Origin of the sequence: Williamsia sp. 1135 (assembly GCF_002095395.1) — a bacterium.
In the GTDB taxonomy this organism is placed as follows: Bacteria; Actinomycetota; Actinomycetes; order Mycobacteriales; family Mycobacteriaceae; genus Williamsia.
Window position 1 is genome coordinate 30507 of sequence record NZ_MJEI01000077.1, and the last position, 23489, is coordinate 53995.

Annotated in this window: 21 protein-coding genes; 19 read left to right on the plus strand and 2 right to left on the minus strand. The window is 63.9% G+C overall.

The window, feature by feature from the left end; genetic code table 11:
• Positions 1-79: 79 nt before the first annotated feature.
• Together BFL43_RS07730 and BFL43_RS29400 are read right to left on the minus strand one after the other, a co-directional pair.
• Positions 80-1456, minus strand: a complete 1377-nt coding sequence (locus tag BFL43_RS07730) for a cytochrome P450 (protein WP_084891992.1) — start codon at positions 1454-1456, stop codon at positions 80-82.
• A gap of 85 nt (positions 1457-1541) precedes the next feature.
• Positions 1542-1817 carry a helix-turn-helix transcriptional regulator gene (locus tag BFL43_RS29400; RefSeq protein WP_240498126.1) on the minus strand — a complete coding sequence of 92 codons (276 nt, stop codon included), beginning with the start codon at positions 1815-1817 and terminating at the stop codon, positions 1542-1544.
• A gap of 1229 nt (positions 1818-3046) precedes the next feature.
• Here BFL43_RS29400 and BFL43_RS28470 point away from each other — a divergent pair.
• The 19 genes from BFL43_RS28470 (at position 3047) to BFL43_RS07825 (ending at position 23473) form a co-directional block, all read left to right on the plus strand.
• A complete protein-coding gene (locus BFL43_RS28470) occupies positions 3047-3946 on the plus strand; it encodes a hypothetical protein (protein WP_143695167.1) in 900 nt (299 codons plus the stop codon).
• Between the two features lie 83 nt (positions 3947-4029).
• A complete protein-coding gene (locus tag BFL43_RS07740; protein ID WP_240498127.1) occupies positions 4030-5712 on the plus strand; it encodes a cutinase family protein in 1683 nt (560 codons plus the stop codon).
• 101 nt (positions 5713-5813) lie between these two features.
• On the plus strand, positions 5814-6998 hold the full coding sequence (locus BFL43_RS07745; RefSeq protein ID WP_143695168.1) for a hypothetical protein: 1185 nt from the start codon (positions 5814-5816) through the stop codon (positions 6996-6998).
• Positions 6999-7035: 37 nt separating this feature from the next.
• The gene (locus tag BFL43_RS28475; RefSeq protein ID WP_143695169.1) at positions 7036-7308 is read left to right on the plus strand and encodes a hypothetical protein; all 273 of its coding nucleotides are present in this window, start codon (positions 7036-7038) and stop codon (positions 7306-7308) included.
• A complete protein-coding gene (locus BFL43_RS28480; protein ID WP_143695170.1) occupies positions 7308-8213 on the plus strand; it encodes a hypothetical protein in 906 nt (301 codons plus the stop codon). The genes BFL43_RS28475 and BFL43_RS28480 overlap by 1 nt, the downstream gene beginning before the upstream one ends.
• A 40-nt stretch (positions 8214-8253) precedes the next feature.
• Positions 8254-9444 (plus strand): MinD/ParA family protein, encoded by a 1191-nt coding sequence (locus BFL43_RS07760; protein ID WP_168176561.1) that lies wholly within the window; start codon positions 8254-8256, stop codon positions 9442-9444.
• Positions 9441-10079, plus strand: coding sequence for a DUF6668 family protein (locus BFL43_RS07765; protein ID WP_084891999.1), 639 nt, complete (start codon positions 9441-9443; stop codon positions 10077-10079). Before BFL43_RS07760 ends, BFL43_RS07765 begins: the two co-directional genes overlap by 4 nt.
• 35 nt (positions 10080-10114) lie before the next feature.
• Complete coding sequence (locus BFL43_RS07770; protein WP_084892000.1) at positions 10115-10405, plus strand: hypothetical protein; 291 nt, start codon at positions 10115-10117, stop codon at positions 10403-10405.
• Positions 10406-10416: 11 nt separating this feature from the next.
• Positions 10417-10683 carry a hypothetical protein gene (locus tag BFL43_RS07775; RefSeq protein WP_084892001.1) on the plus strand — a complete coding sequence of 89 codons (267 nt, stop codon included), beginning with the start codon at positions 10417-10419 and terminating at the stop codon, positions 10681-10683.
• 20 nt (positions 10684-10703) lie between these two features.
• Positions 10704-11318 carry a hypothetical protein gene (locus tag BFL43_RS07780; protein WP_143695171.1) on the plus strand — a complete coding sequence of 205 codons (615 nt, stop codon included), beginning with the start codon at positions 10704-10706 and terminating at the stop codon, positions 11316-11318.
• A 57-nt stretch (positions 11319-11375) separates the two neighbouring features.
• A complete protein-coding gene (locus tag BFL43_RS07785) occupies positions 11376-12290 on the plus strand; it encodes a hypothetical protein (RefSeq protein ID WP_084892003.1) in 915 nt (304 codons plus the stop codon).
• A complete protein-coding gene (locus BFL43_RS07790) occupies positions 12287-14341 on the plus strand; it encodes a hypothetical protein (RefSeq protein WP_143695172.1) in 2055 nt (684 codons plus the stop codon). Before BFL43_RS07785 ends, BFL43_RS07790 begins: the two co-directional genes overlap by 4 nt.
• Complete coding sequence (locus tag BFL43_RS07795; RefSeq protein ID WP_084892005.1) at positions 14338-15843, plus strand: SCO6880 family protein; 1506 nt, start codon at positions 14338-14340, stop codon at positions 15841-15843. The genes BFL43_RS07790 and BFL43_RS07795 overlap by 4 nt, the downstream gene beginning before the upstream one ends.
• A gap of 46 nt (positions 15844-15889) precedes the next feature.
• Positions 15890-17809, plus strand: coding sequence for an ATP-binding protein (locus tag BFL43_RS07800; RefSeq protein WP_143695173.1), 1920 nt, complete (start codon positions 15890-15892; stop codon positions 17807-17809).
• On the plus strand, positions 17806-18153 hold the full coding sequence (locus tag BFL43_RS07805; protein ID WP_206186638.1) for a hypothetical protein: 348 nt from the start codon (positions 17806-17808) through the stop codon (positions 18151-18153). Before BFL43_RS07800 ends, BFL43_RS07805 begins: the two co-directional genes overlap by 4 nt.
• Positions 18154-18167: 14 nt before the next feature.
• Positions 18168-20216 (plus strand): transglycosylase family protein, encoded by a 2049-nt coding sequence (locus tag BFL43_RS07810; protein ID WP_084892006.1) that lies wholly within the window; start codon positions 18168-18170, stop codon positions 20214-20216.
• A 14-nt stretch (positions 20217-20230) separates the two neighbouring features.
• On the plus strand, positions 20231-20818 hold the full coding sequence (locus BFL43_RS07815; protein ID WP_084892007.1) for a hypothetical protein: 588 nt from the start codon (positions 20231-20233) through the stop codon (positions 20816-20818).
• Positions 20819-20858: 40 nt separating this feature from the next.
• Positions 20859-21590 (plus strand): hypothetical protein, encoded by a 732-nt coding sequence (locus BFL43_RS07820; RefSeq protein WP_084892008.1) that lies wholly within the window; start codon positions 20859-20861, stop codon positions 21588-21590.
• 35 nt (positions 21591-21625) lie between these two features.
• Positions 21626-23473 (plus strand): type IV secretory system conjugative DNA transfer family protein, encoded by a 1848-nt coding sequence (locus BFL43_RS07825; protein ID WP_084892009.1) that lies wholly within the window; start codon positions 21626-21628, stop codon positions 23471-23473.
• The last annotated feature ends 16 nt before the right edge of the window (positions 23474-23489 follow it).

A 23489-nucleotide genomic window follows, 5' to 3' on the forward strand; every position in this document is an offset into this window, starting at 1 on the left:
ACCACCCACCCGTCTTGCGGATACCCATCTTTTACGCGCGCCACAAACAGCCCCCTTCCCCGACCCCGACCGTCCGCCTCTAGGCGACCGGCTGCGCCCGCACGGCGAAACCCTCAGGCTTGAGGGTTAACATTTCGTGCACGCGGAGCTCAGATGAGCCCTCAATGTTCAAAGTGAATCTACGAGAAAGCTCGGCTACCGCCAAGGTGGCCTCGTGAAGAGCAAACATCCGACCGATGCACGCCCGTGGCCCAGTGCCGAAAGGTTTGTAGACACGATTCGGGTGTGACGCCGGTTTCGAGTTCTCCCAGCGCGCCGGGTCAAATGCGTCCGCGTCATCTCCCCACGTTCCTTTGTCGCGGTGAACTCCGAGGGTGAGGACGAAGACCACGGTCCCGCGCGGTATTAGCCTGCCCGCAAGTTCCTGGTCGGCCGTGGCCTTTCGGAAGTACCCGGGAGCGACAGGCCACAAGCGCAGTGTTTCGTCAATGAGCCGGCGCGTGAGCTTGAGTCGAGCGACATCCTCGAACTCGACCGGCCCTTGACCACATAGATCCTCGACCTCCGCTCGCACTGCTGCGAAGTACTCGGGCTGCTGCGACATGTAGTAGAAGCAGAAGCTGAGCAATCCAGCGGTAGTGTCGTTGCCGGCGGCCAAAAAGGTCAGTACCTGGTCGGCGATGTTCTCATCCGGCAGCGCGTCGAGGTCGTCACTGCCGTGGAGCATCATGTCGAGTAGGTCGTTGCTTCGCTCACCCGTCGCGTGTCGTTGTTCAATCACCCGTTGCGCGTACGCCCGTAGCTCGGTCGTGTCTCGGCGAAACTGCGACAGACGACTCCGAAAGATCCACTGAGAGAAAGGCAAATCGTTCGCTGAGCGGCTCACGTTGGTAAGTGCTCGAGTCAACGAATCAGTAAACCCGAAGTCGTAGTCGGGCCGCAGGGCCCCGATCTCGGTGCCAAACCCGGCCTGGCCTATCACCTCGAGGGTTAGTCGACTCATATCGCGCGAGACATCGATTGATTCGGTTTGGTTGGCCCACAGTTTAGAGAGGCCGTTAACGCACTCGCTCATTGCTCCGTGGTAGCGCCGCATGGCCTGGGGTACGAAGCCGGGGCGCAGAACTTGGTTCGCGTGACTCCACAGGGGGTCGGAGTTCGCTGCCGTGAGCAAGCCAGACCCCGTGAGGTTCTTGCGCATCGAAAGAAAAGGACCTGCAACAAGTTTGGACCAGGTCTGCTCGTTATTGACTTGTTTGGCCAACTCGCCGGAAGTTACAACCAGGAACCTCTGCGTGCCGAACTTCAGCTCGTAGACCGGTCCTAGATCCCTAGAGAGCTCAAACTCGGACTGGGTCGGACTCGCCGTTGACACGGCAAGAATGTCGCCCAGGCCGGGAAGTCGTCGTCGGGGATGTGGGAAAGTTGAGGCTGCACGCTGAGTGTGGACAGACATGCGCACTAGTGTGCACGGCGCCAGCGTTCATGCAACCCAACGGGTCCACTCGAGCGCCAGCACCGTAGATGAATACTTGCGATATTTAGCTGCCACCTCGGCGCGCCGAGCGCCGAGCAGCGCGCTGGCGTTCGCGATCGGCTACCGTCCGCTCCCACGCCTCGACAATGGACTCCTCGTCCACCGAATAGAGGTTGACCATTGAGGCCACCACGTTCGGATCGGGTTGGCGACGCCCCCGCTCGATCTCGCTGAGTGCACTTTGTGCGATGCCCAATCGCTCAGCCGTAGCGGTCTGAGTCAACCCCGCGCGGACCCGCAGGTCACTGACGTAGAGATTGGCACTGACACCAGGGGTCAAGTCAGCTGGCGTTAGCTCTAGAGTCCGGGCGGCCCGGGTCAGTGAGGTAGGCGAAGGCGTGGTGACGCCGGTCAACCAGGACGACACAGCTTGCCTTGAGATTCCGATTTCGTCCGCGAAGTCTTCGATCGTCAGATTGTGTCGATCTAGGGCGTTCCTCAACGCAGCCGGAGAGAATCCGGCAGTACCGCCACGTGGCACGCGTTCCGCCTCTCCACTTCCCCTGTCTAGCCTTCCATTTTGACTAAAAACGCGCACCGGATTAGCCGCGCGAAATGAATACTTGCGCTCAACTCTTGCGCCGACGGCTCTACTCGCTCTACGCTCAACCCATGCCGGACACAAAACGCCACGCTGAGTCCAGCGCTTGCACTTCTATGTCATGCCTGCCTATGCTCACTGGGCACTCCGCATGGAGTGCTTTCCCGCAGGCTGACTACTCGCCAGTGGACGATTCGAGGCGTTGCTTCTGCACGCCTAGTCGAACGTTCCTAGGGGGAATCTGTGATGAGCAATAGACCTGTCGATTTGTCTCGCATTGCGCGGATCGCGCTGCGGCAGAAGACCGCAACTCGACGCAGGTTGTCTGTCCTGTTGCGGCGGTCAATAACACCGTCACGTACAGGCGCCGCGACCGGACCAGTGCCCACGTCAGGCCGCTCGACCATGTCCAAGTCAGCGTTAGTCCGCTTCGGCGACACACCCACCTGTCATGAGACGGAACAGCGAAACGTGTTGATTAACAAACGTTCCACCCGGTTCGGCACTCTTACATCGATGGTGTCTAGGACCGAGTCCACTGCGCCGGCGACGGGGACATCCACGACTCCGGCATCGAAGGCTGGCTGATTCGGCGATGCCTGCCTACGAGGATGAGGGGGTGGTGACAGTGGCGGCTGCTGCCACCCCCTCTGAACAGAGCAATTCGGCGCGGAATGCCAAATCATGGACCGTCGATCGCCTCGTCCCAGAAATTACCCGGTGGCAGGCAGGCGTCGCATGCGACAAGTCGGCTTCTGGCGGTGAAGGGGAGCTTAGGACGTCGAGTCGCTGTCGCGCCATCAAGTCCTCACGACCTCGCGCAAACAACACGTCGGCGCAGCCACCTTAGAAATAGGTCGACCCCGAACCCATCTTCGAAAGATTGGCGTCCAGGAAGGGCGGGTTCGGGGTCGTGTCAGGCATCCACGCCGTTAAGTGCGGACTGCTGACCCCTCCAGGGTAGGCGGTTGCGCCGCTATGTGAAGGACCTTGGGGGTCAAAGTGTCTATGTCACCGCCGTTTGTGCAGGTCATCTCGCGGTGCAGTTGTCATTCTCTGTTGGTTGGGTGGCCAACCAACAGCGTGGTCCGCCCATGAAGAGCGTTGATGACTGCCAGCAGATCGAATCCACCGCAGCTGACAATCGCGTGGTCGAACGCCTCATTGAGGCTGAAGAGCATCTACCTCTCTTGTCGGAGATTCGCTCTGCACCTGGCCGGCAGTCCAAAGCCCGGCTCGTGCCGGTGTCGCGCTGGCGTGAACGTGGACTTCTGACCGCAGCGGTGGTGGGCATCGCTGTCGTCACCATGTCTGCAGTAGGACTTGCGTGGTGGGGGGTTGAAACTCTCTCGACGTCTACGTCGGCCCCAGCAGCTACAGCCGATCCCATCCTCGAGCTGTCTCCGGAGCCTCAGAGCACGATCCCTGCACAGATGGCGACCACGACCCAGTCGAGCCCGGATGTTGCAGCAGTCGTCGACGGGCAGTGCCGTGAGCTACGAGACGGGGCGATCTCGGTCAGTTCCGGGCGGGGCGGCGTCAGCGGGGGAGCTGCGGTCATTGAACGGTTCTTGTTCAACGTCTACGTATTGCGCTCCGCCTCGGCCGCACGATTAGTGGTCGACGTTCACGGTGCCGTAGCAACGACTTCTGCGCTCCAACAATGGATCAATAGCCGACCTCAGGGCACGCGGCACTGCGTCAAAGTGACCGACCGGGCAAACGGCGTCTGGGCCGTTGAAACGACGGAGATACGCCCCACAACCTCTGAAACACACCGTTTTTACCAAATTGTGCGTACCCATGACGATCCTTCGAGCCGTACGTGGATCACGTCGATTTCAGCTGATCCGAAGAAAGGGAAGTGATTATGGCGAGGTCTCGAGCTGCAGTTTCGGCTGCATTGGCAGGCACGATAGCGCTATCGATCGGCGTTGTATGGGGGAACGGGGTGGCGTGGGCTGATTCGCCGTCGTCCACCCCTGTTACCGCGACAGCAACGGGCGAACAGTGTGCGGTGATCCATGTCATCGCCGATCAGGGCACCAACGAGTCCGGCGATAAGCAGGACCCGAAGGCCGATGCCGGGATGCTCTCGAAGGTGGTTGTGCCGGTCGCGGCGAAGTTCGGAAACGATCCGAGCAAAATTGACCGTACCTACGTGCCGTATCCGGCGGACTTCGGCTGGCGCGGAAAGTCGTACGCAGAGTCAGTCACGACCGGTGTGACCAACACTGAGAAAGTCATCGGTGACGAGGCCAAGCGCTGCCCGGGAACGAAGTTCGCGGTCTTGGGTTACTCCCAAGGCGGTCAGGTCGCCGACACGGTGCTCCGCAAGATCGGCAACGGCCAGGGTCCGATCGATTCGGACCGCGTCGCGTTGGGGATGCTCTTCAGTTCGCCAGACCGGCCAGATGGCGCGGGTCTTTTTCCGGGTGCCGACGACCAGGCCGCTCCCGCTCCCGTACCGGGCACGCAGGGAGCATCAGTGACCCAAGTCCAGGCAGCCGATCAGCAAGCGGGCGAGGGCGGCGGGATCGCACCCCCTATCGAAGGGGTCGCCTCCGGCTTTGGCGACTTGACGGGACGCGTTGCGTCGGCGTGTATCCCAGGTGATCTCGCCTGCGACGTACCTGCTGATGCCCCGGTGGCCAAGCTGGTCGCCAACGTTGCCGGCCAATTGAACCTCAATCAGGACGACCCGGTGGGGATTCTGCTGTCGGTGGCCAACGTTGTTGGTACAACCACCATTAAGACGGCGGCAGATGTGGTCAACGAGGACATTTCCACTACCGACGGCACCACTGCTGGCCTGCAATACCAGCCGCAGGAAACCGTATTGTCCCGGGTGACAACTGCATCTGACCCGCAGTACCAGCCCGATATCTTTGCGGCCGTCGGCAAAGTCCTTGGTATCGCCATGAACACGGCCATCACGGTGGCCAAGAAGGTGCTGACACCGGCCAACATTGCTGAGGTCGCCACGGTCGGACTGGCCAATCCAGCAGCAGGCCTTGCGGTGTTCGGCGCCAAGCTCGGATCGGCGGCCCTGGAGATGCTGCCGGTCAACCTCGTCGATAAGGCAGCGCCATTGATTGTCAATGAGATCAAGCAAGACATCACCGACAATCAGGGCCTGGTTCGTATGGCCGCTGACGTGTCGTACTGGAATGTTGCCAAGCACAACATGTACGACACAACGCCGCTGGCGGCGACCGGTGCTTCTGCGGTCGAGTTCGGAACCAACTGGATCATCGCTGCGATCACCGATCTGCTGAGCAGCGCGATCGCCGACTCCACACCTGATGCGTCCGCCTTCACCCCTACGGTCCCGGTCAACGGAGAGGGCTCTTACAACGGTCTGCCGGGTCTGCAACTCCCAGCAGTGCCAGCACAACCGGCCACCGATCCGTCGTACCAGCCCTGGCAGCTCGACGGTGACGACAGCGCCGACACCACTGCCACGCCCAGCAGCAGTACGTCAACGACCTCGACGAGCACCTCGAGCACCACCTCGACGTCCACCCCGATCACATCATCAGATGCGCCAGCGGCCGATCTTGATCTCGGTCCAGGCGAAGTAGCACCGAAGTCCACCTCTGCTGTTTCGACTGCGCCATCTGCGCCGTCGTAAGAACCGCGACCTCACCACCCACTCAACGACACCAAACACGAAGGGATACACCTCTCATGCAACAACATCGAGCACAGCACAACTTTTCCACGTCTCCGCGGATGGTTACAGCCACTTTGCTGGCAACGATCGCAGTCAGCACAGCATTCGCCGGCCAGGCCCTGGGCGCACCCGAGGACGGTCAACCGGGCGTCACCCCACCCTCGACGACCGAACCCGGTCAGCCCGGGGTCACACCAACACCCGAACCGGCACCAGCTCCTCCCGCGCCTGAGCCCACTCCCCAGCCCGCGCCAGAGACCGAACCAGGCTTCTTTCCCTCACCTCCCCAGGAAGCGGAGCCGATCCTTTGGACAGCCCCGGAAGAGCAAGGCCCACCGTCGGCCCCGACACCACCACCTCAGCTGCATGCCCCGACACCAGAAGCACCGGTAGCGCCGAAGATCGTGACCGATCCGGGCGACAACATTCGCCTGGGCGACTTTGTCGCGGAAGTACCTACCGAACTGAACATTCCAAAGTCGGTCGTCATCTCCGGCAACGAGTACAGCGCCTACACCGAAGCGAAGCTGGCCCAGTTCTTCCGCTCCATCGGTTACTCCGACAAAGAGGCCGACCGGCAAGCAGCAACCGCCGTAGTCGCCGGCTTCGTCGGCGGCGTCGCAGCAGCCGTCGCAGTCGGGGTCCCGACATTCCTAGCCGTCGCGCTGTTCACCGTGCCCTCCGGCGCGCTGATCGGTCTGGGTATCGGTTCAGCGATCCCACCGAACGGCCTGAACACCCTTCCCGGTGCCGCGATCGGTGCCGGCGCAGGCCTTGGTGTCGCCGCAGCAACAGCACTGGCGGCGGCCGCGGCCGCAGGCACGCTGGGTGCGGTCGCGGGCGCCGCGCTGGGATGGGCGCTCGGCGGGGGCAACGCCGACAGCAACCCGAGAGCTCCCTGGGAACACGACCCCGAGCACGCACCAATCAATCCTGATGCCAACCAGTTCGAGCTAGTCCTCGATGCCCCCTCGGCGTCAGATGCGGGGCTCCCGGCCGTGGACTACACCGTGAGCACAGCCGGCGACGTCAACTTCTCGGCGAACATCGCAGGCCTTCCACCCATTTCGGGTGGGTGGACCGCCGAACAAGCAGCCGCACCCTATGAGGTCCTCGGCCCACTGGCCGAACCCGCGAAGAACCTGGCGGCAAACGTAACCAAGCAGATCGGCGACGGACTCACGCAGGCCGTCGACGGCCTCAACATCACCTACCCGCAGACCGTTCCGGGCGCAGCGGCCTAACAGGCAACCGAAATACACAGAGTTAGGAGCCGATCTCATGACCACTTTCACCACGGCCTCGCGGACAGCACGCATCTGCGTAACAGGCGCAACTGCTGTTGCCGCAATCATCTGCGGGATCGGAGTCAGCGGGGGCGCACAGGTCATGGGATCGGCTCCCACTCGAACTATCCAGCTCAGCGAAACCACCACGGTCAAGGCAGTCTCAGTGCCATCAGCTGAGCTGCTCGGACTCATCGCCCACACACGCACCGGCAATCCCGCTGACGCCACGCAGGTCTCGCCAGTGATGTTCGGGACTGATCAGTGATGCCTACTAATTACCCGAACTCTGCGCCCGCACGTAAACCGTGGGAGCGGCCTGCCTCGGCCGCGTTTGCGCCGCCGAATCCTGGCGCACCAGCACGCGAGGCAGCCACCACCGGCACGGCCTCAACAACAGCGGGCGAACCTGCTTCGTCTGCCACCTCTACCTCTGCCACCTCGCGGTCGGCAGCGGCCACCCAGAACGCAGAACGGGCTGCTGCGCCGACACCCGGGCCGCAGCGACCGCAACAAGCACCCGCCGACGTCATCGCACCGCCGTCTGAGTCGGTGTCGCCGTTGCTTGCCCCGCGCCGCCGCCCCCGCCGCCGCACTCGAGGCCTGCTGATCGCGATTACCGCTTTCGTGCTCGTGGTCGCCGGGTCCGTGGCTGCGGGAGCGTGGGCGATCGGTTCGATGTCCTCAACGACGGCCACGTCGAGCCGGCCGAACACACCCGCGGCCACGCACACCGGCGAGCACGCTCCGACGGCCGCCGCACCGACTGCCGACCCCACAGATCCGTGTCCCGACACCACCAACGGGAAGGTCACGACCGGTGACGATGAGGGCGATGTGGTCGGTGGCGCCGAGGTGATCAAACGGTTCAACTTCGCCTATTACACGTGGAGGTCCGGTATCAGGGCCCACGAGGTTGTCGCCCCGGACGCCCAGGTGGGATCGGTCGCTGACCTCGAGGCGGGAATCAAGACCATCCCCGCCGGTACCACGTTCTGCTTGTCCGTCACCGATCGAGGCGAGGGCCTGTGGGCGGTGGAGCTGGCGCACAACACCCCTAACCCCGCGGACCGCAGGGTCTGGTTCCAGCTCGTGCAGACCGTCGACAACGACGGCCGAACGTGGATCGTCTCGATCGACACAGACAAACGAAAAGGACTGTCATCGCCGTGAGCGACAACACCTTCCATCCCAAATCAGTTAGGAGCGCATGATGTCACAAGACTGGATGGCCAACCTGGGTGTCGACGGCACCGAGGAGCCGGACGACATGGGGGACCCGCACGCGCAAACCGCACCCCTGCCATACAGCCAGCGCTCACCCCGTGCCCCACATCTGACGGCCGCGCCAACGGCGGACCGCGAGCTCTCAGCTGCCTCTGTCCAGATCGACCCCCCTCGCCGTTGGCCGCGCTCGGAAGGCTCGCTCGATGGCCAACCCGTCCCGGTGGGCGTCCAGGTCGGAACGACGTTGTCCCCGGAACTGCTCGGTCGTCGAGTCAAGCCCATCCCACGGTCGGGGTGGCGGCGAGTGGTGCACCGCTGCACCTTCGGAGCGATCAACCCCGGAGAGAACCCAGCCGACGTCCGTGAACGGGCCATCACCTACCGCTTGAACGCACCGGTGGCCAGCGATCATCGAATTACGGTGTTCACCACCAAAGGCGGCGCCGGCAAGTCGACCACCACGTTGGGTCTGGGATCTGCGTTCGCGGACGCACGCACCGACCGGGTGTTGGCAATCGACGCCAACCCCGACAAAGGCATACTCGGACAGCGCCTTAACACGATTGTCCCTACCGATCAGGCATCGACGATCTACGACCTACTCGCTGCCGGTCAGTACGCGCGGTATTCCGATGTCCGGGCTCACACCCTCGAGGCCGATACCGGCCTGCAGGTCGTCGCCTCCCACGCTGACCCTGCACGCTCGGAGGCGCTGACTGGCGAGCAATACCAGCAAGCAGCACAGATGATCGCCGCACACTTCCAGGTCATCTTGAGCGACTGCGGCACCGGCATCACCCATGACGCAATGCGCGGTGTGTACGCCGATACCGATTCGTTGATCGTGCCGACCCTGATCAGCGATGACTCGTTGAGCAACGCGGTGTTTGTCCTCGATTGGCTGGATGCCCACTCGATGCGCAATCTGTCCGCGCGGGCCATCGTGGTCATCAACCAGGCCAGCGGGCGCCGCAAACCGACCCCGGATGAACAACGAATCATCACCTACTTCCAAAGCCGGGTCCGGGCCGTCGTCACCGTTCCCTTCGACCCCCACCTGGCCGAGGGCGGACTGTTCTACTGGGACCGGCTCCGACCGAAAACCGTTGACGCATACCGCAACCTCGCATCGCTGGTCGCCGACGACTTTCACACCAAAAGAGAAGGCGCACTATGAGCGCCCTCGCACGCGACGACGACTACGCGCCGCCCACCCGGCCGCAACCTCGCCAACACGTCGTAGCGCCCCCTGCCGCGCACAGCTTCATCGACGTATGGCCCGAACCGGTATGGCTGCCGGCCGGAGCCAGCGCGCCCTCGTTCTGGCTCGTCGCCGCACACGGGGGAGCTGGCGCAAGCTCCCTGGCCCGGCTCTGGCCGCTGGCCGGCGATGCACAAGGGTGCTTTCCCGGCGGGGCAACAGAAGAGTCACCGTTCGTGGTCATCGTCGCTCGCGAATCAGAAGTAGGACTCTCTCGGGCCCACGACCTCATCAATCAGCATCTGTCCGGCCATGGCGGACAAGGCACCGTGCTCGTCGGCTTGGTCCTGGTCGCGGCCAAACCCGGCACCGTCAGCACCAAGCTCCGCCATCACACCACCGTGATCAGCGGCCTGGTCAGCGACCGGGTATGGCACATCCCGTGGATCCCGCAGTGGCTGGAAATCACACCACCCGACATCACACCCATCGCCATCGACGAACCCGTTCCCGCCAAACGACGGGACAAAGACCTCAAAGAGGCCATCGTCGCCGCCCACGAAATCCGCGACGTCATCAGAACTTTCATCCGCACACGAAACACCCATTAAACAGACGCACCCGCGTCAAAGGAGGAGAACCCAGCATGAGCACCACCTACCTCGCAGTTGAAACAATCACCGTCCTCGCTATCGACCAGCCCACACCTATCCAGCCACCGGGTGGTGAGGGCTTGCTCAAACTCGTCGGCGCATCGCTGTGGATCGTGAGCCTCGGATTCGTCGCTGGCATCATCCTTGGGTCCGGCTGGATGTGGTTCGACGCAATGAACGGCGCTGGAGCTCGCGGCGGTATAGGCGTCAAAGTCGTCATCGGAGCGCTCATCGGTGCGATCGTCTGCGCCTCCGCTGCTGCTCTGATCACATTCTTCTCCTAGCCGAGAACCCCATGGCCTTCATCGTTCTCGCTGAACCCGCACCGCCCTCGCAACCACTTCCCCCCGACGCCGACGACGCACTGAACAAGCTCCTCGGCTACGGAATGTGGCTCGGATTGCTCGGTTTACTCACCTGCTTGATCGTCGGATCGACGCTGTTCTGGGTTGCCTGGCGTCACGGTTTGGGCCGCGGCGCTAAGAAGGTCGGCTGGGTGCTGTTCTGCACCGTCATGTTCAGTGCCGCATTCTCGCTCTCCGGATTCTTCCTCACCTTCTAACCGATTGGGACACAAACGCTATGAAGCATCTACGAACGCCCCTCCTCGCTCTCCTGGCCCTGATAGCAGCGGTGACTATGGCTGCGTGCGGTTCCGACTCAGGCAGTGACGAACCGTCGGCGGCCACCGACACCACCGCACCTCCCGCGCAAGTCACCTGGGTGAGTTGGCAGGGCGCGAGGCTGCCCGTCTCCGCTACCGACGGCCCGGCCAAGGTCACCGGAGACCTGGCCACCGGCTACAGCAACACCCCGCAAGGTGCAGCGCTGGCCGCGTTCCAGGGCACCATTCGGCTATCGCTGGCGCCTGATGAGTCGTGGGCACAAGTCGCCAACAAACTCGTCGCGCCAGGAACAGGCCGCGACACCTACGCGGTGAATCGAGCACTGGTGTCGGTGAGCGGGCCGGCACCGCAAGGCACAGCCCCGATCGTGCGCGGCTACAAGTTCACCAGCTACAGCCCGCAGCGCGCCGACGTGTCGTTGGCAGTCGAACAGGACGGCACGCTCGCCGCCGCTCAGCAAACGGTGGTGTGGACAGGCGCCGATTGGCGGGTCCTGCTGCCCGAGCCCGGCCACGAACCGACCCCCACGCCGCTGGCGAACCTCGAGGGATTCGTCTCCCTGACGGAATAGCGCCACCCGCCCCCGCCGACATCGATTCCGCAGCGACGCCAGAAAAGGAACCAACTCATGGCCTCGAAGTACTCCACTCCACCGGAGCCCGCCACCGAGCGCACAGAGCGCAACCCTATCTGGACCGTCGTCGCCCTCGCGGGCGTCATCGGCGTCGTGATCTGTGTGGTCATCGCAACCGTTCTCGCGCTGCGAGGCGATGATTCGCCGGCGACCGACCGTCCCGAAGGCGCACCGCCGCCCGTATCTGCGACCACCCGAGCACCCGGGGAGCTACCGGGGCAGTCGGATCCGCAGTATGCGGGTCTGGGTACGCCCGTCACAGATCCGTTCGGTCGCCGGGTGGACGTGCCCAAGTGGAGCGGCGGGTGGGCATTGGCCCAAGACCCCTGGCGCGCTGGGCCAACCTGGTCGCCGAACACACCCGTCACCGCGCCTGCGGGCTTGATGTGGCAGAAGGTCAATGACGGTGTCATCGTCCCCTTTACGACGTCCGACGGACCACGCACCGTGTATGCGGGGCAAGCCATGGGCTTTCGGCAGAGCCCGCAAGGAGCCGCTATCGCGGTGCTCAACATCTCGCTGCGGATCGCGGGAAGCGTCAACGAAATGGCACAGATCATCTACGACGAACAGGTCGAGATGACCACCGAGCAACGCAGCCAGCTCAACTCCGACCTCACCAAACAGGGCCCGTACTACCGCGAGCTCACCGACGCGGCCATGACCTACCAAGCCCAGCCCGACGCCTTCCGCATCGTCGACTACGCAGACGACTACGCGATCGTCGAGTTCGCCGGTCGAGCACCGGATTCAGAAGCAGGCAGCACCCCTGTGCAGCAATGGATCACCTCACGATGGCAGGCGGTGTGGGACTCGTCGTCCGGTGACAACGGTGACTGGAAACTCCAACTCCCCACCAGCGACAACACCGGCACGACAACCTCACTCGAAGGGTGGACGCAATGGTGAGCAACAGCACCCGGCGGCGCACCACGGTCGCAGGAGCCCTGGCGATCGCCGCCTCGTTTCTACTGGCCCTGGTCATCGGCGGCGGCACCGCATCAGCTGCACCCGACGACGAGATGTGGAAACCTCTGTCCGAGCAAGAAGCCAAGTTCGACTTCGGGGTTCTAACCGGGTCGTACTACCTCGCCAACCCAGGCGCAGCCGACCAGGACTACCTTCCTCCCGGAACGGTCCGCGAGGACCGTCAGCGCGTGTGCCTGGCCGGTGCCACCCCCGGCTGCAAGAAGGGCACGACGGCGCCTTTGGCGGTCAACGCGGGCGATCCTGCGCCGACCGACCCCGCGCCCTCGGGCTTCCAGTACGTCACCGCACAAGACGCCGCTGACTACAAGATTCCAACCACCGCATTGGTGCTGACCGGTGACCAAAAACCGCCGGCCGGGTACTCAATGGTTCAGAAGTCGAAGTCGTGCACCACCCTCAAACCGAACTTGAGTGCCACCGGTGGACCGCCGACGCTGGTGACCGAGAAGTGCGGCGATGCCAGGCAGTTCGCCATACCCAGCGGCACTCCGGCACCCACGGAGACCGAGAAGGCCTTCGATGCGAACGTGCCGAAGTCGCCCGGCCTCGACACCTCGGGCGGTGGTGATGGCGGCGGCACCTACGGCTTCGATGCCGTGTGCGAGCGCATGTCGAAGAACAAGGGATCCTGGCTGGCACCGACACAGGCGATCACCCGGGCAATCGGCAACGTGGCCGAGCAGACCTGCAAGGTCTCCAACGTCGTCAGCCATCCCACCGACGCATTGGCGGCCATGTGGAAAACAAGCTTCGGCAAAGCCGTCAAGTCGATGATCTCCGGGGTCGCAGACGGCTGGGGCGCGGTCCTGAACTGGTGGTTCACCATTCCGACACCCAAGCTCGCCGGGACACAATATTTGACGACCCTGCAAGCATGGTTTGCCCCGTTACAAATTGCGGCACTGACGATCTCGCTGATGATCGCCTCAGTCCGCATTGCCATGGCCATGCCGGGTGGGGAAACCGCCGAATCCCTCGAGGTCGCCAAGGTTCTGATGCGATCGGTGTTCGCGATCGCGCTGTTGCCCACGATGATCACTTTGGGCACGATCGCCACCGACGCCATCGCACTGTGGCTCATCCGAGAATCCGGTGGCGACGATCTGGGCGGCAAAGTTCGGTCGATGCTGATCGACGACAACTCCACCTGGGGACCAGGATGGGTTCTCGTCATCGCGATCCTGGGTCTGGTCGGAGCAATCACCCAAGCAGTGCTCCTGGTCATCCGGCAGGCCTTCTTGATGGTCATCGTCGGGGTAATACCGCTGGCCGCCACCGCATCCGGAAGCAGTTTCGGACGCAATTCGTTTGAGACCATGCGCAACTGGGCGATCGCGTTCGTCCTGTTCAAACTCGGCGCCGCTGCGATCATGGCGTGCGCCTTCTGGGCCGCCGATCCTGCCAGCGATATCAGCAAGCTCCAGGGCCTGATCCTGTTGACCGTCGCAGCCGTCTCATTCCCCGCGTTGTTGCGGGTGATCGGGGTCAGCAACGACGGGGCGGGCGGCGGCGGTGGGTCGATGATGCCGATGCTCGCTGGTGGAGCCATGGCCCTGGCCAGCGGCGGAACTTCCGTGGCCGCTAAGGCCGGTGGAGCCGCGATCGGTGCGATGGGCGGTGCTGGCAAGTCCATGGGCGGCGGGGGAGGCGGGGGCGGCTACGCCGGGCCTGCTCCCAAGAGTGGCGCTCGGGAAATGAAGGGCGCCAACATCAGTCCGTCCAGCGGCGGTCAGTCCGGTGGGCAGAGCGGCGGGTCAGGTAGCGGCGGTAAAGGGACCGGCAGCGCACCGGCTCCGCGGGTGGAATCGGCCAAATCATCGGGGGGCGGCAGGACTGCACCTGGCTCACCCGACGGCGGATCCAAGGCACAACGCGCCAGTAGCGGTGGCGGCCAGTCTGGGCCACCGCCGGCCACCGTCGGCTCACAGATACCGCAACGCTCCCTCGGACGAAATGAGGTGCCGTCATGACCGGACCACAGACCCAGTACCGCGTGCTCTACACCGGCTGGTCCATTCCCCGGTCCTCGTTCCTGTTCGGGATGAGTACTCGCGCATCGATCTGGTTCCTGGTCATCGCGATCATGTTCATCGCCCTGATCATGTTCGGTTTCGGTGTCGCAGTGGCTGTCACGTTCGCCGCCATTGCCTACCTGGTGTGGTCACCGATGGTGCTGCGGTTCGGCGGCCGCAGCCTCTACGAGTGGTCAGGCCTGGCCCGTCAGTGGCGCACACACACCCGCAAAGGAGAAGACATGTTTTTGTCCGGACTATTTTCCCGAGTACCCAACGGCACCAATCGCCTTCCAGGCCTGCTGCACAGCAGTGAATTGCACGAAGGCTGGGATCAGCACCGATCTGGCCACAAGTACGGCGTGGTGCACTTGCCCGCCACCAAGCAGTCGACCGTCATCATCGAATGTTTCCCCCAAGGCAACGAAGCCATCGACCAAGAGTCAGTGAACGTGTCAGTCTTCAACTGGGGAACATTCTTGAACTACCTCGGCGACACCAGTGATGTCGACGGGGCCACCGTCGTCATCGAAACCGGTCCCGAAACGGGGAACCGGTTGCGCCGCGAAGTCGCCGAACTGGTCCGCCCGTCCATGCCCGGCGGGCCGCTTCCTACGGCCATGATGACCGAGTCGGCCGAGATCCTGCCGCATGGCTCAGTGCGCATGTGGGCCCGGGTCGCGATCACCTTCAAAGCAACCTCGGCAGCCCGCCGCGACGACGTGGGGGAGCAGATCGCAGAGATCTCCCGCCGCCTCGGCGGACTGCTGACGGTGCTCGATGAAGCCAATCTCAATCCCCGCATGCTCGGATCGGATGAGATCGTGGCGCTGACAAAACGGGCGTACAGCCCCAGCACTCAGAATGTGTTGGAGCTGGCCGACATCGACGAGGGCGGGCACGACCTGGGTTGGGAAGACGCCGGCCCGATGGCACACCGCGACAAACGGTCAACCTACTGGCACGACGGTTGCTTCAGCACCACCTGGGAAATGTCGGTGGCACCAAGCCAACCGGTACCAGAGACCGTGCTGCGTCCTGTGGTCGACGTCAACGGTGATCTGGTCCGCAAACGAGTGGCGATCGTCTACCGCCCCCACAGCCCCTCCGATGCCGCCAGCTTGGTCAACAAGGACTACAAGAACGCATTGTCCGGCCGCAACAGCGGCAAGGGAGTTGCCAGCGTCGAGGCCGACCTCCGCGTCGAGGCGACCGAGCAACAGCGACAGGAACAAGGCCGCGGCCACGGACTGACCCGCTTCGGCGTCATGGTCACCATCACCAACCCCGAAGACAGCGACGTCCCCCGCAACGAGGCGATCGTCCGAGATCTGACCATGCGGGCCAGCCTGCGGGTGCGCCGCATGTACCTGCAGCAATCAGCAGCATTCGCAGCAACCATCGGCATCGGCGTTCTACTCCCCGACCACGCCTCGGTATCGCGCAAACACGCTGAATAGCAGCCCCGTTCATCGAACAGAACCCTCCAGAAAGGACACCGCAGCCATGGGCACGGTGCTAGGCAAACACCACGCGGAGACCTCCCAGATCGCCAACCACGACGAGGACGCCGTCGACGAGACCGCTGCCGGTAGCCGCCGAGACAGGCGGCGCAACCAACGCAAGCCGTCGGGACCGACGCTGCTCGACCCCGAGCAGCGTCGCCACCTCGAGCACAAAAAGTGGTCCGGCAACCGCGTCGAGAGCTGGGTGGCCGACTTCAAACTCAAAGCCGATGTTCGCAAACGGAAAACCCTGGCCGCCAGCAGTAGAAGGCGACTGGTGTCCCAGAGCAGGGGAGGGGTCAAACCCTTCCCCGAATCTAAACGCGGCGGTCTCGTCGGACGGCTCAGTGGGCATGCCGGGCCGGTGGCCATGCCGGTCGAATACCGCGCCACCACCGTGCAGGCAGCAGGCATGTGGCCGTTCCCGGTCGGAGCAGGAGCCCCACTTGTAGGCATCCCATTGGGTTCGCACCTATACACCAGCGCCCCAGTCTGTTTCGACCCGCTGTCGTGGATGACCCGGGCCAAGTTCTTGCACCAGCCCTCAATGATGCTGTTGGGTCTTCCCGGCTTCGGAAAGTCGACACTGGCCCGCAAGATCATGCTCGGGTTGATCGCCACCGGAGTGACCGCGCTGGTCCTGGGCGACATGAAGCCCGATTACCGCAAGCTGGTCGAATCCATCGACGGCGGACAGATCATCGACCTGGGTAACGGGGCCGGCCAAATGAACCCCCTCGACATGGGACCGCTCTCGCAGATTTTGCCCACCCTCGACGCAGCGGTCATCGACCGTCGGCGCCTGGCCGAACAGGCCCTCGACGAGGGCCGCACGGAGGTAGCTGATCAACTCGCCCTGAGTGCTGACAAGGCCGCCACGATCGCCCGCCGGGTGCGTGCCCGCATCTCCGGTGACCGGCTGCGTCGCATCAAATCGCTCTCCGAACTCACGCGCGGCCGCCACATCGAAGACTTCGAGGAAGCAGCTCTACGTGAGGCCTTGTCCCTGTGCGACGAAGCAGGTCAACAGTCGGGAGTCCAGCCCGAGCTCAAAGATCTGATCGCGGTCCTCGACACGTGCCCGCAGCCGATCCTCGACGCCTACTGCGAGAGTGACCGCGATGCGTGCTTGCATGAGTCCAAACCGTTGCGCCGGACACTCAAGTCGCTGCTCAAGGGCGGCTTCGGCGATGTGTTCTCCGGACAGACAACCACCCCGATCAATGTCGATGCCACTGCGGTGTGCATCGATGTATCCGGCATCGAAGCTTCTGACCGCAAGCTCAAAGGCGCTGTGCTGCTGACCTGCTGGGAGCACGGCTTCGCCGCTACCGCCGCTGCTCACTTCCTGCACGACGCCGGATGCGGACCCAAACGCAACTTCCTCGCCGTCCTCGACGAGATGTGGCAGGTTCTGCGTGCTGGGGTCGGGATGGTCGAGCGGGTCGACGAGCTGACCCGCCTCAACCGTGTCTGGGGCACCGCACTGCTGATGTGCACCCACACCGTCACCGACCTGATCTCCCTGGCCAACGAGGAAGACCGGGAAATCGCTCGCGGATTCATCGAACGGGCCGCGTGCCTGGTCGTCGGAGCATTGCCACGCAAGGAGATGGGCCGACTCTCCGACATCAAACCCTTCACCGACACCGAGATCGCCGACATCACGTCCTGGTCGTCACCACCGGCACTGACCGGCGATGCCCGCACGAATACCACACCGCCAGGTCAAGGCAAGTTTTACATCAAAGTGGGGGAGCAAGGCGCACCAGGACTGCCGCTGCGCAGCATTCTCACCAACGCCGAAATCGTCTCGGGTATCCACGACACCAACCAGCGGTTCGACCTGGTCGAACAGTGGACCCAAGAATATGCCGCCGCTGATGCTGATGCTGACTGGGCAGGGGCCGCGTCGGCATGAGTGAACGAGGCCGCAAGCGCACCTACACCAGCCAGTTCCGCCTGACATGCCTGACGAAACTCAGTGAACAACTGGCGCATTCGCGCTCACGAGAAGAAGCCATCGGCGTGACCGCCACGTCGATGGGCGTTCCCATCACCACCCTGCGCCGCTGGGCGCACGAAGAACTTGGTCCAGCTAGAGCCGAATCTGCCGACGAACCCCTGCGGGTGCGCGAGCTCACCCGCGAAAACGAGGTGCTGCGTGCAGCGGTCGCCGAACTGACCCGGCTTGCCAACGGCGAAGGCGCGGTGCCGTACTCGGTCAGCTACCTCGACGGTCGCGACCTTTCGGCCGGGCGATAGGGGCGGGTGCGGCGATGAAGAACTCCGGCAAGCTGGTTTCTTACGTGGCCATAGCCGGCGTGGTGCTGGTGGTCATGATGTTCGTGATGCTCTTCAGCACCGACGAAGACGCCGACTGCGATACCTACAACGCTGCACCTAATGCCACCGGGCCGGCCACCAATCAAGACGCTCTCGCGCCCGGAACGACCGTCAAGCCGATGAAGACCGGCGACTACACCCCCACCAGCCCGTTCGGCATGCGCGAGGGTGCGATGCACCAAGGCGTTGACTTCGGTTCTGCACCAGGCAAGCCGATCTACGCCTCCGCTGACGGCACCGTCGCCGAAGCGAAAGAAGCCTCCGGGTTTGGCATGTGGATCGTGCTCGACCACAACGTCGGCGGCAAGATGTGGAGCACTGTCTACGGTCACATGTTCCCCGAGGGTGTACTGGTCAAGACCGGCGAGAAAGTGACCGCCGGCCAACACATCGCCGACGTCGGTTACAACGGCGGAGTCTCCCCGCCCGGACCCGGCGGGGCACACCTGCACTTCGAAACGTGGGAGGGCGGAAGGCTCACCGGAGGACACGCAGTAGACCCGCAGCCGTGGATCGATTCCGCCCGCGAGGTGGGGTCAGCGCCGCCAGTCAACGCAGGCAGCGGCGTCAATGCAGGCACCGCGCCGAACCAGAGCGCCCCGGCAGATCCCACCGCTGTGTCGGTTGCGGACTGGGAGAAGATCGCCGAGCACGAATCCGGTGGCAACTGGGCCATCAACACTGGAAACGGGTACTTCGGTGGCCTGCAGTTCAATCCGGGCACATGGACAGGGGCCGGCGGCGGTCAGTACGCGCCCACCGCAGACAAAGCCACCAAAGAGCAGCAAATGGAGGTGGCCAATCGCGTCCTGTCGACCCAGGGGTGGGGTGCGTGGCCACAAACCTCGGTCGCGGCCGGTGTCCGCGACAAAAAGCCCGCAGCCGCAGGAACCTTCGTCGGCGCCACCGGCACCAACGGCGGACCCACCCAACCCACACCCCTGGCCGCCGACACCCCCTCCGGCGGGGAGTTGCCTCCACTGCCCGCGAGCAAAGGCACCGAAGAGCACTGGCAGATCGACACCATCCGCCTCGCCCGGGCAGTAGCCGTCAAATTCCCGCAGGTCAAGACCATCGGCGGGTGGCGTCCCTACGACGCGTTCCCGGACCACCCCTCAGGCCGGGCCGCAGACATCATGATCCCGAACTACACCAGCGGTGAGGGCAAAGCGCTCGGTGATGCGATCGCCAACTACGTGATGGCGAACAAGAAGATCTTCAACGTCGAGTACATCATCTGGGTCCAGACGTACCGGCCCGCTGATGGACCCTCCAACGTCATGGAAGATCGCGGCGGCGACACCGCCAACCACATGGATCACGTCCACGTCACCACCGTCGGTCACGGGATGCCCGGACCCGGCCAGACCTACGGGATGGCACCGGGAGGGGCGGGCAGCGATCCGTCAATCAACACCGGCGGCGCGAACTGCACCGGAGGCACCATCAACGCTGTGGGGGAAACCGGTTCCGGGGCAGATAATCTCGCGGCCGGGAAAGTGCCCGCCGAGTTCGAACCCTGGTACCGCAAAGCCGGAAAACTCTGCCCCCAAATCGGATCGGCATTCCTTGCGGCACAGGGAAAGCAGGAGATGGGTTTCAACCCCAAGGCCACCTCGCCCGACGGCGCACAAGGTCCAGGCCAATTCATGCCTGGCACCTGGCCGAACTACGGCAAAGACGACGACGGCAACGGCAAGGTCGACCCCTACGACATCGGTGACGGAGTAATGGCCCAAGGCCGATACATGTGCGCGATCGCGGCCACCGTCGACGGTTGGGTCAGTTCCGGTGAAGTCTCCGACAACACCCCCGGCGGACGCAAAGCGCTCTACCTGGCCGCCTACAACGCCGGTGAAGGCGCGGTGCAGCGCAACCGAGGATTCCCCACCGACGGTGCCGACTACATCAACCAGACCCGCCCCTACGCCGACAAAATCCTCGCCATGGAAGCCCAATTCGCCAGTGGCGGACTGACCTAACAGGAGACCATCCAATGAACCGCACCGCTCTTGCCATCGTTTTATCGGCCATCGCTGCCATCGCTCTCGTTCTGGGCGTCATCGTGTGGCTGATGTGGCCGGACAACGACACCACCGGACCTGCAGCGCCTCCGCAGAGCACCCACAGCGATGACCACGGCTCCGACCACGATCACGAGATCGCCGATCCACTGGACCCACAGAACGCCGACATCAACGCCACTGCCGAGCAGGCGCTGCGCACCATGTTCACCTGGCAACCCGTCTCCGACTCCTCGCCCGGCGATGCGGTACTGCGAGCCCAGCCATGGCTGGGCGGCGAGCTGGCAAACGCATCGGGCCGCGACACGAGCGTTCGCCCACCGGCCGATTGGCCGGCCTGGCAACGCTCGGGCGACCTGGTCTCGGCCAGCGCCGTAGTCATCGCTTCGGTCTCAACGACCGACACCAAAGCAGTACGCACCGTCCAGGTCGACCAGAACGTCATGCGCCCCACCGGCGACACCGTCGCCTACTCGTCCTTTACTGCCCGCGCAGAGCTAACCCGCACCGACAACGGTTGGCGGGTAACTGGATACACCGTGCTCCCCACCACCAACTGACGACTGACGACTAACACAAACCAACCCAAGGAGTCACCCGATGTCCGATCACACACCCACTCTCGGTGGCGGCGAAGTATTCGAAGAAGTCACAGTCGCCGCTCGCCAGGCGCTGTCGATGGCCCGGCGCCGCTCACCCCACACCCAACGCAGCTTCTCCCGCGGCCGCGGGCGCGGGCAGCAGTTCGCGCGATACACCATCGCGCGCACCCGACGCGTCCGCAGCGACACCGACCGCACCGCCAACCACCCAGATACTCAGCGCGCGCTCGCCGAACGCCTCGACGCAGGCGACCTCTCGCGCGCGGCCATGCTAGCCCGGTGGGCCACCGCTGTCGCCGCCGCCGAAGCCGCCCACCAGATTGTCGCTGAACTCGCCGACACCGACCCCACCCTCGACGCCGCCACACTCGACGCCGCCCAAGCCCAAATCCACGCCGACGCCTGGGAAGAACGCCTTCGGACCGACGAGGGGATCGACGTCAGCGGTCTGGCCGCACAACCGGCCGCAGACCTCGATGCCGACCTCGACAAGGCAGACATCGACTCCTCACCTCTGGCCACAGCAACTGTGGCGGAGACCGCTGAACTCGCTGCCGCCGACCTCACCCCGGTTCCCGTCGACGCACACGTCGGCGATCTCCTCGAGCAGACAGGGCTCGGCGTGGAACCACCCACCTCGCAGTCGGAGGCATCTGGCTCTTCCTTCGCCGCCGACATCGACTACGCCTCGGGCGTCGACCTTGACGCCGGCCACGGCATCGACGACTAAACACCCCTGGCACCTTCGAACGCAAAGGAAAAATCATGCCCAGCAGTACAAGTCGTCGCCAAGGTGGACGCAATGATCTTACGACCACCATCGGCTTCATCGCGGTCATCGTCGTCGTCACCGTCCTGGCGCTGTTCTACGGCAGTTGGCGCTTCGGACGGTGGGTCGCCGGCATCACCGAACCGGCTCCACTTAACCCGGTCAGCGCCCTGCTGCAGGTGGCTAGCGGCGAGCTGCGGTGGCCGCTTGCGTCGACGATCACCGCCGTCGTCGTGGTTGTGCTGCTCGGGACGATCGCCACTGCCACCGGCGTCCTGTGGACCAGGCACCGGCCCGACACCCGCACCCGTGAGTTCGACCGCAACTCCCGATACCTGGCGACCCCGGCAGAAATGAAGGGCGTGGTGATGGGCCCGGACGCCAAACGAACCGCCCAACGCCTGCGCCCCGAGGCCGACATCAGCACTGCCGACGACGTTGGGCTCTCCTTCGGGGCGCTGACGCCCTCGGATCGGCGGTTGCTGCTGTCGTGGGAATGGTGCGCACTCGTCGTGGCCGGACCACGAACCGGCAAAACCCACGCACTGGCGATCCCCATGATCTGCCAAGCCCCCGGCCCGGTCTTCGCCACCACCAACAAACCAGACCTGCACGATCACACCCGCTACGTGCGCTCAGACCAGGGCGCGGTGTGGATCAGCGACCTGCAACGCATCGCAGGAAACCACGGCCAATCCCGCATGGACAGCACCGGCATCGTGCAGAACTGGTGGTGGAACCCACTGCGAGGAATCGAGGCGCTTCGCGACGCACGCACCGTCGCCGGGTACTTCAAGTCCGCGTCCACCGAAAGCGGAGCCCGCGTCGACTCTTACTTCGACGGGGGCGCACAAGAACTCCTGGCGCTGTACATGTTCGCCGCAGCAGCCGCAGACGGCGACATGCTCCACGTCTACGGCTGGCTCTCCGACGCCACCCTTGACACCCCAATCGAAGCCCTCAACAACGCCGGTCACACCAGCGCAGCCTCGCAAGTTCTCACCGCACAAAACCTGAACCCACGGCAACGCGACGGCCTCTACGACATGGCCCGGCGATTCGTGAACGTCATGAGCGACCCCGGATACGCCGCATCGGTACTGCCACCGAGGCGAAAGATCCTCGACGGCGACAACTCACTGGGCAACAGCAACATCACCCACGACGGCCGCGAGTTCATCCCCGATCAGTTCGTGCTCTCCACCGACACCGTCTACGCCATGAGCATGGAAGGCCCCGCCGCCGCCACCGCACTGACGACCGCGCTTGCCGGGTGCGTATTCGAGGCCGCAGTCAAGGCTGCCCGCGCCAACAACGGACGCCTGGGCGTTCCACTGGTCGGCATACTCGACGAAGCCGCGAATGTGTGCAAACTGCAGGAACTTCCGGGCTGGTACTCCCACTTCGGCGGGCAAGGCATCTGCCTGGTGACCATCTTGCAATCCCTGGCACAAGCTGACCGGGTCTGGTCAGCCAAGCAGCTCCAAGAACTCATCGGCGCAGCGAACCTGCACTACTACGGCGGCGGATCCAACGACATGGACTACCTACGGCAGGTATCCGATCGCATCGGCCACCGCGACGTGCGCCGCCAGTCACGATCACGCTCGGGCGGCCACACCAGCTACAGCGAGAACTTCTCCAAAGAGCCAGTACTAAGTCCTGATGCGCTCGCTCAGATGCCGTCCGAACGAGCCATAGCCATGTTCGGCAGCTATCCCGCAGCCATTGTCCGCAAACAGTTTTGGTGGGACGGACCCCTCGTCGACGCGATTGAGGCCTCCAAGGATCGGTGCCGACAAGAACGCGGAGAACACGCCGCGCCCGTCGGTGCGACAGCCTGACACCTTCTCTCACCAT